The 15,758-nt window shown below is 55.8% G+C and carries 12 protein-coding genes and 1 pseudogene; 10 read left to right on the top strand and 3 right to left on the bottom strand.

The window, feature by feature from the left end:
• Positions 1-444 precede the first annotated feature (444 nt).
• Complete coding sequence (locus AWB75_RS20750) at positions 445-843, top strand: hypothetical protein (RefSeq protein ID WP_061125954.1); 399 nt, start codon at positions 445-447, stop codon at positions 841-843.
• On the opposite strand, the gene AWB75_RS37145 is transcribed toward AWB75_RS20750, so the two are convergent.
• The 3 genes from AWB75_RS37145 to AWB75_RS20730 all read right to left on the bottom strand — a co-directional run bounded on the left by AWB75_RS37145 (position 816) and on the right by AWB75_RS20730 (position 2,981).
• Positions 816-1,484, bottom strand: a complete 669-nt coding sequence (locus tag AWB75_RS37145) for a hypothetical protein (protein ID WP_143746470.1) — start codon at positions 1,482-1,484, stop codon at positions 816-818. The genes AWB75_RS20750 and AWB75_RS37145 overlap by 28 nt on opposite strands.
• 190 nt (positions 1,485-1,674) lie before the next feature.
• The gene (locus AWB75_RS39295; protein ID WP_061125952.1) at positions 1,675-1,896 is read right to left on the bottom strand and encodes a BPSL0761 family protein; all 222 of its coding nucleotides are present in this window, start codon (positions 1,894-1,896) and stop codon (positions 1,675-1,677) included.
• Positions 1,897-2,435: 539 nt separating this feature from the next.
• Entirely contained in the window at positions 2,436-2,981 is a 546-nt protein-coding gene (locus AWB75_RS20730; protein ID WP_061125951.1) for a DUF6471 domain-containing protein, read from the bottom strand.
• Positions 2,982-3,122: 141 nt separating this feature from the next.
• Between AWB75_RS20730 and AWB75_RS20725 the strand changes: the two genes are divergently transcribed.
• The 9 genes and pseudogenes from AWB75_RS20725 (at position 3,123) to napE (ending at position 15,747) form a co-directional block, all read left to right on the top strand.
• On the top strand, positions 3,123-3,710 hold the full coding sequence (locus AWB75_RS20725; RefSeq protein ID WP_143746469.1) for an HAD domain-containing protein: 588 nt from the start codon (positions 3,123-3,125) through the stop codon (positions 3,708-3,710).
• A gap of 671 nt (positions 3,711-4,381) precedes the next feature.
• A complete protein-coding gene (locus tag AWB75_RS20720; RefSeq protein WP_143746468.1) occupies positions 4,382-4,729 on the top strand; it encodes a hypothetical protein in 348 nt (115 codons plus the stop codon).
• Positions 4,730-4,864: 135 nt separating this feature from the next.
• Positions 4,865-5,746, top strand: a complete 882-nt coding sequence (locus AWB75_RS20715) for a TnsA endonuclease N-terminal domain-containing protein (protein ID WP_087086709.1) — start codon at positions 4,865-4,867, stop codon at positions 5,744-5,746.
• Positions 5,747-6,049: 303 nt separating this feature from the next.
• Positions 6,050-8,311, top strand: a complete 2,262-nt coding sequence (locus tag AWB75_RS20710) for a Mu transposase C-terminal domain-containing protein (RefSeq protein WP_061125947.1) — start codon at positions 6,050-6,052, stop codon at positions 8,309-8,311.
• A 1-nt stretch (position 8,312) separates the two neighbouring features.
• The gene (locus tag AWB75_RS20705; protein WP_061125946.1) at positions 8,313-9,953 is read left to right on the top strand and encodes an ATP-binding protein; all 1,641 of its coding nucleotides are present in this window, start codon (positions 8,313-8,315) and stop codon (positions 9,951-9,953) included.
• A gap of 160 nt (positions 9,954-10,113) precedes the next feature.
• A complete protein-coding gene (locus tag AWB75_RS20700; protein WP_159462793.1) occupies positions 10,114-11,934 on the top strand; it encodes a TnsD family Tn7-like transposition protein in 1,821 nt (606 codons plus the stop codon).
• 16 nt (positions 11,935-11,950) lie between these two features.
• Positions 11,951-13,792, top strand: coding sequence for a TnsD family Tn7-like transposition protein (locus AWB75_RS39470; protein WP_087086707.1), 1,842 nt, complete (start codon positions 11,951-11,953; stop codon positions 13,790-13,792).
• 667 nt (positions 13,793-14,459) lie between these two features.
• A pseudogene (locus tag AWB75_RS20690) lies at positions 14,460-14,654 on the top strand (HU family DNA-binding protein); the annotation flags it as partial.
• Positions 14,655-15,588: 934 nt separating this feature from the next.
• Complete coding sequence (napE, locus tag AWB75_RS20685) at positions 15,589-15,747, top strand: periplasmic nitrate reductase, NapE protein (protein WP_061125945.1); 159 nt, start codon at positions 15,589-15,591, stop codon at positions 15,745-15,747.
• The last annotated feature ends 11 nt before the right edge of the window (positions 15,748-15,758 follow it).

Here is a 15,758-nt window from a genome sequence, read left to right as displayed (position 1 = left end):
CGCGGAACATGGTTCGTGCGAGCCGTCGCACCTCATGGAAAAACAACGCGATCTCGCATGGTCAACGGCACAGGCAGCATTTGCCATGCGCGCCAGCGATTGGTGAAGTGCAATTGATGCTTCCGCGAGAGTTCGAGGGAAGACCGATTGAGGAGGTCGCGAAACTCGTTCTAGCCGCTGGAGGCGAGCCAAGCCAGGACACCCGGCACCCGGTTGAGGACCCGCTGGCCGAAAGCAGCGCCCCACCATGTAGTAACCGACACGACTCTTTGAGTCTGGCATCCAGGGCCCTGCTGATAGAAGATTCGCCACTGTGCCTCCTGGGTGCACCAGCCGTCCGAGTTCGGGCGACTGCGCGCTGTCGGGGTTCCATACGCTGCGACTTGTTTCGCCATTCGGTTTTAAGGCCTACACTAAATCGTCAAGACCTGCAGGTGAGCCAAGATGTCGCACGAGGAACGAAGTTCTGCGCCGTTTATTGCCGATGCGATTGCACTCGCGCGCGCCCGCATGGAAGAGCTTTTCAGAACTTTTGGGGCCCGTCTGCCTGCCGAGGTTCAACAGGACCTCTCTCGCGGCATGGAAGCAATCCTCTGTGAGATTCTGAGCCAGCATCCCGCCTTCCGGGCGGATGCCGACGACTTCGTATCGACCGCCGAAGCCGCAACCCTGCTGTTCGTTTCTCGTCCGCACGTGACGAAGCTGCTCGAACAAGGCAAGCTGACTCTCCATCATGAGACGCAAGACAACCGGTTCCTCACCCGGACGTCGGTGCTGCTGTATCGCTCTTCCCTCGAAGCGGCAAAACGGGCCTATCAAGCGTCGACACGCGACGAGGAATAAGTTGAGCCTTGACTGTGGCCGGTCGCGCTGCCGAAAGCAGATGGTTCGGCCGCTGCAAAAGGCTTCAAACGCTCGGAAACGATGACGTTCGCAATTACATGACGCACCGGCGTTCCCGGGATTTCGGTCGCCGCATGCTTATGGAGCTCGCCCGACGCCAAAAGCCATGAGAGGAGGCTCCAAAGGTTGGCGGGCGGCGACACCCGCTTGCCGTGCTGCGCGCCTTGATCAGCCAATCTCGGCATTGCCACGACGCAAACCATGCGATGCCCACGTACGTCGCCACGCACCCGAAACATGATGGGGATTCGCCGAATCCGTTGCCATAGTTTGAGCGCAGCTTGCAGTTGAGCTTCTTCCTGGTCCGCCAGCCAGTAAACCTGCACGTCGCCCAACTGGAAGCAGATGGTCACGAGTGGTATGTCATTGACTTCCAGCTCACCGAACCGAAGAGCAGCATTTTCATAAAACGTATCAAACAACTCCGCCTCATGAAGCGCCAATGTGCCAGTCAGCACTAAAGTTTCAGAAGGAAGATCGCTCGCTTGTTGTGGAAGAGGATCAAGCGACGAAAGCGGGACCAAGAAACCTACAGGTAGCGAACCGACCTCGGTCGCGGCATGACATGTATCGAAGTCCATATTTCCCTCCGATGCTTCGTCCCGTTGCGTATCTAGGCCAGCCACGCTTGCCACCTCCTCGCGCAAGAAGCGCTCGCAAGCAGACTCACGACGGCTCCACCAATGCGAGGAGACCGGAAACGAAGCCAGAACCATTAAGTTGTCCACGCAACACTTCCGAGCCGCGGATTTGAGAGACGCGAAAGTCGACCTACCGACGCCTCCGATTCGCGACTTCTTCCGCTTTTGCCCAAACGTCAGGCAACGCTATTGCCGACTCGTCGATGTCGGATTGGCTCGGGTAGTGCCTGAGCAACGCCATTGCCAAAGTACGCACGAGGTCTTCGCAATAGAGTCCACGCCCTTCGGCGAGAGTCGCAAGCAGATCGCGGGCACCGACGACCGCCCGCGTCCGTTCTTCAGCGGTGGTCATATGTGTCCCAAGAGTCAATCTTTGTGCTCACATCCATGTATTCGGCGACACCGCCCGCTCGACACCATCGCTCCCAAACGTACTGGGCATCGTCGGCGTATCCGCTTCGTCCTACTAACGTGTAGACGCGACCCGACTGGGTCGTGCCTTGCAATGCAGTGATGTCGAACGTTGCGATCGGCGAACTCACTCGTCCAGTTCGATCGTTCTCATTCAAACCGACAAAGTGGCGAGTTCGCTGCGGCAAAATTTCGAAGATGCGCCAATTGCGAAGACGGATGCGCGGTTCATCTGGAACCGGCGGAAGTGGCCAGATGGGCATGATTCCCCCAATCTATTTTGGAATGCCTTTAGCTTTTGGCTATGCGCACCCCGGTGCCATATCAAATTTCATATAGGCAATTTGACTAGGTATTCGGGAGGCGTTTAATGCACGAGCGCGCATTTCGATTTCTACTTTTGCACGTCGCTATGGCGTGGAGTTTCCCCGCTCATGGAAGCTTAGCTTACTTTCCCATGAAATCAACGCACTTTTGGTTTTAGTATCCGGCCAGTTTTGCAACGCCTTCCTCGGCTGTGCGCATCAAGCAGCCAGGATCCACGAACAGGAACAAACCGTCGAACCGGCAAACAGCCGCGCACTGAAGATAAAGCGCGGCGGTAAAAGTGCCTCCTCTTATCTGATTTTTCAGCAACTTTGGCGGCACAACTACCCCAATCGTTTGAAGCCGGCGGCTAAGTTCATTGGCATCTATCCACCGCTGCTGACCAAGATCCGCCTTTATAACAGCCGTGGCGCGGGCTTTCCATGAGCCCGAGCCTTGTGCCTGCTCCCAAGCAGGTGGGCAGACACACCGCGTCGCCAACGCCGCCTGCAGCATGAACGTGAACTGGAAAGTGCCGCGTTGAACCTTCCCTTCGACGGAACGAGGCGACTCCCTGACGTCCATACAAGCTAGAGCGTCTGCCAGTTGGGCGTACCCGAAGCCTTGGCGGCTCAGAATGTTTTTGACCGTTCTCGCCGCAAGGTTTTGCCACGCGAGGTCGAGAGCCGAGGGCGAACCTTCTTGATTTTCGGCTGTCATGGGCTACCCTGTGGTATGTAGAACCACGCATGGCCTCTCTTCCTAACAAAAACCTTTTCCCGAGAGGATGCTTCCCCTCGCCGCGCACAGAAAAATTGGCCGTTGTGCCTCGCAAAAAGCGGCTCAGAGAGAAAGGTCGCCATGGATCCCATCCTCTATCTCGGTGTCGAAGGCGTGCTTTTCCGCGCTCGTGTCTGCCGCCATCCTCTTGCGCAGCGCGGAAATGAGATGCCTTGCTTGAACCCGCTTCCGTTGCTCGGCTTGATCTCCTCGCTACTAGAAACTCAGAGGGATCTTCGAGTCGTCCTCAACTCTTGGTGGATAGTCGACTACGGATTTCGGCGACTTGTCGACTCGCTACCGAGCTCCATTAGTCAACGCACCATAGGCGCGACCATCCCGGGAAATCGCCTTCACCGGAAGATAGCATACCAAGAAAGGGTCGATCTGCTCCGGGCTGACGTTAAGAAGCGGCAGCCTGTCGAGTTAACAATTGTTGATGCATCGCGAAGCGCCATCCCTACAGAGTACCTAAGCCGTTCAGTATGGGTCCGGAGTGACAATCAGACGCACATCAATGAAAGCGCGGCTGCGTTGCTGGGCTTTTTCAAACAAACTGGCCCTCTCTATCAGGACTCCATCATTTCTATACAAGAGGCCGAAAGAGCGGATTGCGGTTCGACCGAAAGCATGGGGAACCGCGCCGAGGAGTTGCGTCGCATAGCATGAAACTAAGACGTGGTAACGACGCAAAACACGTTAAACTGCCAGCCGTAAGAATCGTACGTTGTACTTAGCACATCGCAAGTAGATTCCTCTCTTAAAATAGGGTCAATACAAGCACGGGGTCACCACTGGAACTGTGGAAGGGAGGAGACTAGACTTGAACTGACGCTATCCAATTCGAGGAGGTGCGTATGTGACAACAAACAACTTATCCGTTGACACGGGAGCCTTAAGGGTTCTGCCGGATGAGATCCTCTTGCTCAAATGAAGAGGGGCCGGCTGACCCAAGCGAACCTGAACCAGTCGACCCCCGGCGGTTTCACGAGAGAAACCGGCCTCAGCAACCCAATTCTCTCACCAACTCCGTCGGGCGTCAAAGGGATTTCGTTGTGTCAAGAGACACGGAATCCCGAGGAAGTGCTCGTCGTCACAGTCCGAGATCTCCGGCCTCTAGCTTCTCTTAGATGACCCCGGATTACCGCAATTTCAGGACTACGACCCGCTGCCTATCGCCTCGCGCCCGAGCCGCGCGAAGGCACGTACCTGGTTCTTCCATTCGCTAGCTCCCATAGCACATGACATTGAGTTCCGAGGAGATGCTCGGAAGCACCTTGCCATGCCGCAAACCTGCTCACGCGTGCGCCGCAGCGGCGCACTGCGTATGGAGTTATCAAGTGAATCAATTAACTCTGCAATTGCGTCAGGAATGGTTTGAAGAAGCCCGCTATTGCCTCGACGCCTACATGCGGCTGTACTTCCTGCGTCGGTCGAGATTCGATCCCGAGACATTGAGCATCTTTCTGCAAGGGCTTCGAGACATTCCGACACGGCCTGACTACCTCTACGAGCATCGGCACCGCCCACAGCCGACGCCGCTTCCCTACTGGATCGCCGCCGAAAGACGCCGAATGATTCGAGGAGACAGAGAACTCGCGCGGGAGTTCGTCGGAAAGCTCCTTGCGGGTTTCAACGAGCCGAAATTCACAAGGCCGATTAGGGTTCAGCGTCGCGAGAGGCAATGAACCTCTCATAGGCCTCTTTACAAGTCGGCGTTTGCTTTAGCCGGGCCGCACGGCGGCTCGCTATGGGGCCGCGCGCCTTCAAACTCGATCGGCTCAATCGCGCTGATTTTGGTGCATGCAAATGGAGGGCAGATCATGGAACCGCATCGCGTAGCACTGGCTAAGCTCGCAAGGCTTCTTTTTGAGCGTCGTGGTCGACGTCCGGAGGTCACCATGCCGAGATTCAGATATGCAATGACGCCGGCGAAGGAAAAGCGCTTCATGCGAGAACTTCGCGGTCAGGGCGAGGGAGCAGACTATCGCCCCTGGCTGACTGTTGCAGACGTTCCGTCGCGAGGCAGGTCGCACCGTCTTTCCTGTGAGAAGACCGGCTATCGGACTATGCATTTCCTATCCGACCACGAGTACGCCGCGTTCCTGGAGGCATGGTGGGATGAATTCGTCAAAGACATCCGAGAGCAATATCCGATAGATCTAAAGAGCACGCTGACAATCGCCGGAAAGCTCAACGTTAAGCATCCGACAGATCCGCGCACCGGCGTTCTTCTCATTCAGACAACTGACCTCTTGTTGACGATGCGAGCCTTCCGCTCAAATCCATGCCACGCAGCATGGGCCGTCAAGAACCGTCAGCAACTTGCCGACGAGCGGACCTTAGAAAAACTCGAGATCGAGCGCCGATATTGGGAGAACCGTGGCGTTCCCTGGACGCTTGTCGTAAATGATGGGCTCAATTCGGTGAGAGCTTTGAACCTCGACTGGCTTTTTAACTTTGAATTGACTCTGCGCGGCAACACCCGCGTTTCAAACACTTGTGTCAAGCGAGTGCTCGCCGCAAGTCGCCAAAAAGGTGCAGAACCTGCATGCCTGATATGCCGGCACCTGGACCGATCGTCGAGAACCGAAGTTGGTGCCCATCTTACGGCGTTTCGCTTTTTGTTGTTCGCAAGGATTCTAAAGGGCAGTTTCGAGTCCGACACGTTCGCCAATCAACCTCTTTCCTCTTTCACATCATGAACACATCTTACTCTCGGTTGCTCTGATCCGCGGAGCGGTTCTACCGGACGCGTCCTGCGGGTCAATTTCCCGTGACGGGTGCCTTTGGAGGACCCGCCAACCAGCATGTTAGCCGCCCGGGATACACAGCTATCGACGCTTCTATCGCCGATGTCTACGTTCTATCTAGCTTCGATCGAATCTCCACGGTAGGTCGCCCCAGCGTCTACCTTGCGGTTGACATGCTCACTCGACTCATCGTCGGCGTCGACATCGGATTTGAGGCGCCATCGTTCGCCAACCAAACTCTTTCCTCATGACATCATGGACACAACCTACTCCCCGCCTCTCTTAGCGGTCGGAATGCTCCTGCGGAAACATTCCAGCAAGACGGTCTATCGCGTCGTCACTCCGGAGGGTGCCGGAAAGTTCACGGTTCTATATGACATCGGGAAAGGCCAGCATTCATGGCCAGAGCCGATACCGACGGACGAGATTCAACGGCGAATGGACCGGCAGGAGCCAGACGAATCGCGACTGACCGTTGAAGTTGACGATCCGTGGGCGTTGGAAAATAGACCACCTCGACCGAACTACGACCAGAGCCGACTAGACCGCGATTGGGAACTGATCAAGCCCTTAGTTACCGGCCCGAATGCCTTTCGCATCATGTCGCGAAAGCACCGTAACGGGATCCTCCGAGAGCACGCCAGACAGAACAAAACATCGCGACAGACGATTACCCGCTTGCTACGAAAGTTCTGGCAGCGAGGGCTCACACGGTTCTCGCTTATGGACGACAAGGATCAGTGCGGCGGTAAGGACAAGCCAAGGGTCTTCACGAGCGCAAAGGGCGGCAGACGTCCGCGAAACAACTATCCAGGTATGCCTCTGACTGCTCCGGCACGGCACATACTGAATGAGGCCGCCGATTGGCTCTTGCAGGACTGGAAGCACCGCACGTATCAAGGCGCGCTATTGGAGTACGCCAAGAAGTTCTGCGTCGGAAGGACTGCATTGGATGCTAGCGGGCGTGACATTATTATCAAGTCAACGGATCGCAGATACCAACCTACGGTTCGACAACTCCAGCATCTGATACACAGGTGGCGCCCCCTCCGCGACGTCAAGCGCTCGAAGCTTGGAAAACGAAGGTTCGAGTTGATAGGGCGCGCCTTTGAAGGGCGTGCAGACCAGCATGTCACCTGCCCGGGACATGTAGTTCTAGACGCCACTATCGCGGATGTATACCTTCTTTCCAGCTTCGATCGAATCTCGGTCGTAGGTAGGCCCACCGTCTACCTTGCGATAGACACCTTCAGCCGGCTGATCGTTGGCATCTACGTCGGATTCGAGCCGCCGTCGTGGGTCGCGGCGATGATGTTGCTCACAAATGTCGTCACGCCGAAGGTGGCGTATTGCGCCCAGTTCGGGATATTTATCGCGGCGGATCAATGGCCTTGCCATCACATGCCAACGACATTATTCGGCGACAAGGGCGAAATGATGAAGGTGCGGGCCGGCCAGCTTTTGAGCAGCGAATTTGGCATCCATATCGAAAATGCTCCCTCAGGCAGACCGGATGCGAAGTCGATCGTCGAGTTACGCTTCAACATAATACAGCGTCCGTGGGGCGCGTTCCTCCCGGGATACGTCGATAAGGAATATGACGAACGTGGGTCGCGCGACCCTCGGCAAGATGCAGCACTCACCTTGCATGAGTTCACCCAGATCATGATCCTGGCGGTTTTGAGACATAACGCGGCGCCGATCTCGAATTTCCCGCCCATACCCGACCTGGTTGCTGAGGGAGGAGCCCCAACTCCGCTAGAACTGTGGAGCTACGGAATCGCTTCAACCGGCGGCATGCTTAGAAATGATTCGATAGAGACTGTGCGCCGATACGTCCTTCCGCGAGACACGGCTACCGTAACTCATAAAGGAATCGAGTTCGGAAAATACTACTATCTTTGCCCCCCGGCGCGAGATGGCAACTGGCTTATTAAGGGACGTGACAGTACATGGAGCGTGGAAATCGCGTTTGACCCAAGCAATTTGGATTGCATCTACCTCTGTGAAGAGGGACGTTTCGAGAAGTGTACTAAAGCCGGGACCAATTCGCGATATGTTGAGTGTGAAGGGGCCTCAATGGCCGAGAGAAATGTTCTCGAAGAACGTCAGAAGGCCAATCTCGAGCGTGCAAAAGATCAAGCTTTCAAGCTCAGGGTTATTGCCAAAGACGTTGACGACAGGATTGTGAAGGGCGGCACCACAAAGTCGAGAGCGGCGTTGAAAGAAGCTGGTCTACGCAAGCCTCAGATCTACGACATGCGTAAGGCACGCGATCGCGAGCGTGCCGCCGAGCGTGAGCCACTTACACCTGCCGAAGCAGATTTTATCGCTGCCTTCGACGACGACCGAAGTTCTCGCGCGGAGCGTCATTTCAGTCGTAATCCGAAGCAGCGCGGCGCAATACAACGTCGCAAAACATCCGCCGCTCAGGCCCACAAGCAAGCAGCGGCGGACGCGGTGCGTAAGAGCAGGAAGAGTAAGACGTTAGACATTCTCAAGCAAATCAGGAGGTAATATGGACTTCCATCCCACTATCGACGTCGATGTGCGCGGTGAAGACCCGACTTCCCTGTCGGACCTCTCCTTCGTAGACGCGATCTATGTTCCCCGCGATGAGGATCTGGGAATTGAAAACCCATTGATCCGAGCGCTTCCCATCTACATCAATTCGGAGGCAGTTCTTGAAGCGTTCTCGAATTCGCCATCCTTCAATCTGACTGACCGGCGACTCCCAGCGAGCGCCCGCATACAAAGGATTGCCTCACTCGGCTCCTACTTTGAGTCGCTTACATGCCATCCGACTCTCATCGATTCAATATTTCGTTTGATCATCGAGGGATACATGTGGCGCAATCCGTGGGATCACTCACAAAAGCTTGTTCGTTCACGGTACGCGGCATCAATGTCCAAAAAGACGATGACGCCCGTGCTCCCGTTCCATCCAGCGCACTCTGCTGTTATGGCACTAACAGGGGTATCCGGCGTCGGGAAGTCGACTTCGATATATCGCACGCTTTCTTTCGTACCGCCCGTGATTCGGCATGACAAGCTTACGGGAAGTAATCTTCAGGTCGTGTGGCTTAAGGTGGATTGCCCGCCGGACGGAAGCATCAAGCAGCTTTTTCGGTGGATCCTGATTGAGTACGACCGTCTTCTGGGTACTCACTATGAACAGGAAGTCGGCAAGACAGCTCGTCTGGACCAACTGATGAACAAAGCCGCTGCTGTCGCAAGGTACCATCATACTGGGCTCCTTGTCGTAGATGAAATCCAGTTTGCGGCTCGGGGCGCCGCAAGACGAGGCGACCCCTTCATGGATTTCTTCGTGACGTTCACTAACATTGCTCAGATTCCCATCTTGATAGCTGGCACGCCGCAGGCTCGCCCATTGATGGAGAAGTCTTTTCGTTTGGCCCGTCGAGTCTGTGATCGCGGCTCGATGACGTTCACCAATATGGGATTCGACGACGAATGGGACTTCTTCCTCCGTGGCTTATTCAAGTTTCAGTGGACGTCGACGGCGCAGCGCTTCAACAGCGACCTGAGCGAGGTATTCTACGATTTGACGCAGGGTATCCACGCCTTGGTCCTGCGGCTCTTTCAGTTCGCGCAGATTGTCGCAATCCAAGACCGCAGCGAGAAGATTTCGAAGGAGGTCCTTCGCTACGTGTCTAGAGAATGGCTCGGTCCGGTCCAGCCGATGCTCGACGCATTGAAGAGCAAGAAGAAAAATCGGATCCAGATCTATAACGATCTTCTTATCGACACGCTTGCCGGTCTCGAAGAGGCGGTGAATAAGGAGGCGGAAGATGCAAAGATCGTCGAAGCGAGAGAACAGAGACAGCGAAATCAGGCAAAGTTGGCCTCCGTGTCCGATCTCGTGGCTATGGGAGTGCGGGAGGCTCAAGCTCTCGTCGCTGTACTCGAAGTCTTGAAACGCGACGCCAGCCTCACTGGAGCGGATCTTACCCGAGAGGCATGCGAGAAAGCTGGCGTTACCTTTAATGCCGATCTGTCGTTGGGTCCAGACGAGCCTCCGTCACTCCAAGACATCGTCGGGGACACTACGGATCCCGATAAGGCCGTGGAAAGACTGCGGTTGGCGGGATACGTCATCGGAAGCTCAAAAAAGACGAGCGAGCCAGAACCGGCTTGAATTCGATTTTGTTCCGTTTCGCCGGGTGGACGAACGAGTGGCTATGTCATCTCTCTGCCGGCGCTGGAGCAGACCTTCGTTCTGCTACAGCGCCGAGTCAGGCCAAACATCGGGAAGGCCCGGCACGATCGATATCGCATATCACGCGGAGGTATCAAAAATGTCCGTCGCCATGCCTTTGCCTTACGATGGCGAATCGCTCTACAGCGTCATCGCACGCTATCTGGAGGCGGCCAACATAACGGCTCCGACGTTCGCCCTCAACACTCTGTTCGGCACCGTCGCTCGCCCGAAGAAGGAGCTAATTTGCAGTTTAGCGGAGTTTTCGCGCCAGACTGATCTAGCGTGGGGCTTGTCAGCACTTGAAATTGCTCAGCGCTACACAGTCGCTCCCTATTACGCCGTCTATTCGACCCAAAGTCGGCGAACCGCGGCTTATGCCGCAATCACTGCGAGAGACGGGATAGCACCGGCCGTCATCTTGCAGGTGAATAAATCACCGGTGGCACGGAATGCCGGCCTCCGGTATTGCCCAAGGTGTGCAATGGAAGACGTGCTGGAAGGGCGTCGGCCATGCTGGAGGCGGGTACACCAATTGCCCGGCGTTTTCATCTGTCCGTACCACCGCGTCCCCTTGTTGAGCGTCCGCGATCCTCGGGCGACGAAGTCAGGTGTCTACAGGCTGGATCCCGCCGAACATGTTTCTTCCTGGCGGCGCAACGCCGAAGTCCAGACAGCTATGGAAATATCAGCCGACGCTCTTGTTCGAAGCGAACCGCAGCCGCATCTGCGTTCTGCGGAGACAGAGTGGCTCCAGCTAGCGGCCGATCGAGGCTTCGTAAAGGCCAATGGTTACGTTGATACCGAAGCCATCGTGAATGGACTTACGGAGATGTATGGCGGAGCATATCTCGAAGCCACAGGCCTGGATATGTCTCGCCTTCAGCCAAACCCTTGGCCAGCGAGGTTGATTCGGTGTCGAAACGTAGCGTTTCACCCGCTCCAGTACATTCTTCTCGGAAATTTCCTTGAGAGATGCGACAACACAGCGCGGCGGATTCGGGCCGACCTCGCGCCTTCGAAAGCGAGGGTTGTATGTCCCAACCAGTACGCTTCGCATCCAGCCGGTCATATCATTGACCACATTAGAACTTCCAGAACGATAGCCGGTAAAAGCCGTTATCACGGCCATTGCAGGTGCTGCGGAATACATTTCACTTTTTCCGGTTGTTCGGCGGATACCAACATACCAAACGATGTGCAGGTTACCCAGTACGGAAAAGATTTGTGCGGCGCGGTGCAGACGATGCGAAATGAAGGTTTATCGTTCCCCGCAATAGAACGAGCGATGGGCCTCCCACCAAGGGCGGCTCGGCGAATGCTCCAACGGCCGGACGAAAAACCTCGGGCGCGCCCAACCCGCGAGCAGTTGCTCGAATGGAGATGTGAATGGAAAGAGCTGCTGCGCTCCGTCGCTCCTGAGGGTCACCTCGCCGCCGCCATGCGCAATAAGTATCTATATAACCGACTATGTCAATACGACAAGGAATGGCTGACGCAATGTGCCGCGCGGTATGAGAATTTGAAAAATCAAAACGTCGCTTCTGAATGGGCGAGACGCGACCAAGCATACAAGATTCGTTTGCAGCGAGCAGCGGCCACGATCTTATCAGCGGGTCCAAGCTTGGTTCGTGCGAGCAAAGTGGCGATTGCTGCTAAAGCAGGGCTGTCAGTGCGGCGCATGTCAATAAGACACAAGCTTCCCCTATGCGACGCGGTCTTGGCCGAACTTGCGGAATCCGCAGAGGAGTTCCAAGTTCGTCGCCTAGAAGCAGCCAGGCAGACGTTGGTGACTGCTGACATCCCTGTTACTCGTTGGAAGCTTCTACGTCAGGCCGGCATTTCTAGAGTGAAGAACACCGCGGTTGCAGCGACCGTCGATAGGTTGATAGATAGGCACTCGCAAAGTCAATCCGATTGAAATAACGGAGCCCGAAATGACGACCGCACTCTCTACGCCCTATCACGATGAGCACCTATACAGCACGATAGCTCGATACATGAAAGATGTCGGGGTATCGGAGCAAGGCAACGCGACACGAGCCCTATTCGGTGATGCTCAACCAGGTAGGGGCGAGATTCTTTGCGGACTTGATCATATCGCTCGCGAGACACATGCAGTTTGGAACATGTCAGCCATCGAAATCGCTGAGCGTTTCACCTTGCTGCCATACTTCACCCGCTTTGTAGCACCTCAAGTCAAGGAATCCGCATACGCCTCAACGATCAGAGGGGGACTGCCCCGCCCCTATGCAATCTTGGGCTTGCTTCGGACTACGGTCAAGTGTGCCGATAAACTACGATTCTGTGCCCAGTGCGTCGAAGAGGACGTCTCAGCAGGCCGTGAACCATATTGGAGACGAGTGCACCAATTGCCAGGTGTCTTCATTTGCACGAGACATCGTACATTGCTTCGTATCTCGGACGTCCCGTTCAGATCATGGAGGAACAACTCTGCTTGTTGGCACACGCTCCAAGCGGAGATTCCGAGCGGCGCGACACCGGCAAAACGCCGTAGCGACTTATGGCTCGGCAACCCGCATGTTGTCGACGTGATGGTCAACTCAGCGGCGCTTTTGTACGACGCCCCTAGGGTGCAAGGACCGCCGACATACGAGTATTACTTTTCCCGGGCAAGAGAGAATGGCTTCGAATGCCGTGCCGGTTGCATCGATTCGAAAGCCCTCTGCGCCTCATTTTCGCGAATGTTTGGTGAGGAGTTTCTCGAAGCTTGCGGCCTATCAGTCGCTGGCAGCGGATGCGCGGATCCATGGCCTCTGAAATTGATGGTCTCGCGTTGGAGAAAGCACACCTACCAACCCTTACAACACGTCGTCCTGGAGCATTTCTTCGATGCACTGACGGATGAGCGGCCTTCTTTGCTCAACTCGACTGCAACACCCGAGGCCCAACTCACCTGCCCAAATCGCTTCGCTAGACATGGAGTCGGGCACGTGCTCGATCGTGTCGCCCTCCATGAAGGGCCGAACGGGAACCCGGTAGGACGAGCGTCTTGCGCGTGCGGCTTCTGGTTCAGCTTTAGGCTTTGCGATAAACGGACTTCCGAGCCCGTAGTCGACCGCGTTCTCGGTTACGGAGATGATATGCGCGACTATGCAAGAAGGTTGAGGCTTGAGGGGATGAGCCGCAGCGAAATAGCGGAAACCATGGGCCTACCTTTCGGGGTTGTTAGGCGGTTTGGCGTTCGAGGAAAGCATCTCAGGGTGTCGTCCCGGAGCGTGACAAGATCGCTTATCCTCCGATATAGAAAAGAGTGGTCGAAAATTTTAACTGAAATGCCAGTCGTCTCGCATACACGTGCTATGAAGGAGCATCCCCACATCGCCGCGGTTCTCTCGATTCACGATCACGAATGGTATATGTCGTCATATAAGAAATGTTTCAAGGAACGAAGCGTACAAGGTTGGCGCGAACGAGACAGATGTTGGTGCATCAGACTTCGCGAAGCGCTGAAGCGTATCAAAGCGAAAGCGGAGCCTGTACGAACAACACGCAAGTCCCTCGCACGCGAGGCAGGACTCTGGATCAACTCGACCGTGACGTTGGCGAATGCCCCGCGCTGCCGAGCTTTTTTGGCGCAGAACGTCCAGACCGTCTCGGAGTTCCAGATTCAGCGTCTAGAATGGGCTGCGAGGAGGATCATCGCCACTGGAGCAACCCTTTCTCGGGCATCGTTATTGGCCCGAGCACATTTACGTCGTCATGATCTGACTCCAAATTTAGATGCGGTCGTGACGCGGCTGACCGGCACTAATTGAGCCTCGATCCTCTCGTTGAGCCTCGCCAGAGACGGTTGTGTCTTCGAGAGCGGCCAGAATGGCTTTGGCCTGTTTCGGTTCGACACCGGCCTGTGCGGCCACAATGGGTTTAAGGGCTCGACGTGGAAAAGGACGCAATCTGTGGGGCGCTTGCGACAACGTTCCGCTGACGCATGCCCGCTCATGTGAGACCGCCCGTATGAGGTTTGCGAGTTGGCCGCGGGAAGCGAGCTTCGGCAACAGACCGTCAGGACATGCAGACACTGTAGGCAAACCAGCGCGGTGATGGCTCTTCGATACAAGAATGGCTACCGCCACAGCGAGGCACTCGTCGGCGATCCGCAGTGATGCCTATCTCGTCCCGCGCGCTTCGTGCACGAAAGAACGCTGCGGCGACGCATTTGCGCAAGAGCGAAACGCCCGTTACCTGGCTTGGACGGAATGAGCGTGCCGGGGCTGCCGAAGCATCGGGCTGCGTCCTGCTCTCGGATACGAGCCAGAGAGTCATCTATGCAACGCGCACCGCCCTCGAAGAGCGGTTAGCTTGGACAGGAGCGGTGCGTCTTGCATGCACTCCTTGAAGGGCTGATACGGCAGCACTTCTTGCGTTTGAACTGACCTCGGGCAGTTCTTCCGATCCAAGCTTCTCCGATCCGTACATGCCCGCTCCGTCCATAAGAAGGGCTTGGGCGAGTTCACGCTGTCGGGTCTGTTGAAGATTAACGTCCAGCAAGTTCCAGCCAAGAAGCGCCGCTTTGGCAAGGATCCGTTCACCGGCGAAGAGCGCTGGTTCGACGCCAAGCCCGCGACCGTACGTCTAAAGGTTCGCCCACTCAAGAAGCTGAAGGACGCGGCAGCCTGAGGCACGTTGAAGAAAGCCCTGTTGAAGGGCTTTCTTCAAGGCTTCGGCACACGCTCGGTGAATCGCCTGTTAGCGTGACCCATCCGCCTTCAGGCGAATAAGAGTCTCGGCTTCGCCTTCTCGGAGCATCCACGACATTGCCAACCTTGCCAGCCTGGGCGTCTGTTATGCGGAGCCATTCCAGTCATATCGCCGACGACCGACCGCAAATGAAATTACATTGGGAGTACAAACGATTTGCTAACTAAAGGGTTCCGATGTTCTCAGAGATACAACTACGCGGTCCATTGACTACCGCGCAAGAGTCCGAGCAACAGGTTCACGAACGAACAGCTATTTATAGACCGACACAAACTGCGGTCAGCCACCGGAACGGTCATGCGCGTTCATTTTCGGCAATGCCTACAGCGCGCGACCATGACGGCCATCGCTTCTGCACTCATGGCAGGTTTGTAACCCTCAGGCGGGCGCAAAGCCTTATGGAATAAGCCGGGCCGAACTTTGTGTGCGTCCGCAGTCGCGCCTTTTTCGGCTTGTCCGAGCGGTTCCCGGGCACATTAGAAACACTGGCCCTGCAGAATCAAGGACTTAGACGCCGATTTGGTACCGTTTCTATTGTGCGTCATCATTTGGTCGGCATGAGAAAGGCGCGTGATAGTGAGGTTGCCCGCATTCTAAATATGCGTGGGGCAGACAAATCTCGGATCACGGCGAAAGCGCTGTCGAAGATTCGAAATGCAGCATTGCGCGCGACATTTATCCGCTCACCATCCGTTTCGAGACTTGAAACGATGCGCGTCTCTCGAATCATTACACCCGGCGCACTGTGGGCATCGCCATTTTCAACTTGAAAAGAAGTAATCCATCTGCCAACAATGGAGTCGTCTTTCGTGCTGGCCAACCCACAATGCCAACCCGAGATCTGCCGCACCAAATGGATGAAAAAGACGAACTACGCAAATCCGAAGAGTTGCGCAGCTTTTTGTTTCTGACCGTCGTCATGGTTCCCGTGCTCACGGTCGTGATCATTGCCGCTTACGGATTCGCGGTCTGGTTTTACCAGATGTTGATTGGCGGCCCGCCACATCATTAACGAGCGTCGCG

The sequence above is a fragment of the Caballeronia catudaia genome (assembly GCF_001544755.2).
Classification (GTDB): domain Bacteria; phylum Pseudomonadota; class Gammaproteobacteria; order Burkholderiales; family Burkholderiaceae; genus Caballeronia; species Caballeronia catudaia.
This window is presented reverse-complemented; position numbering and strand designations above follow the sequence as displayed.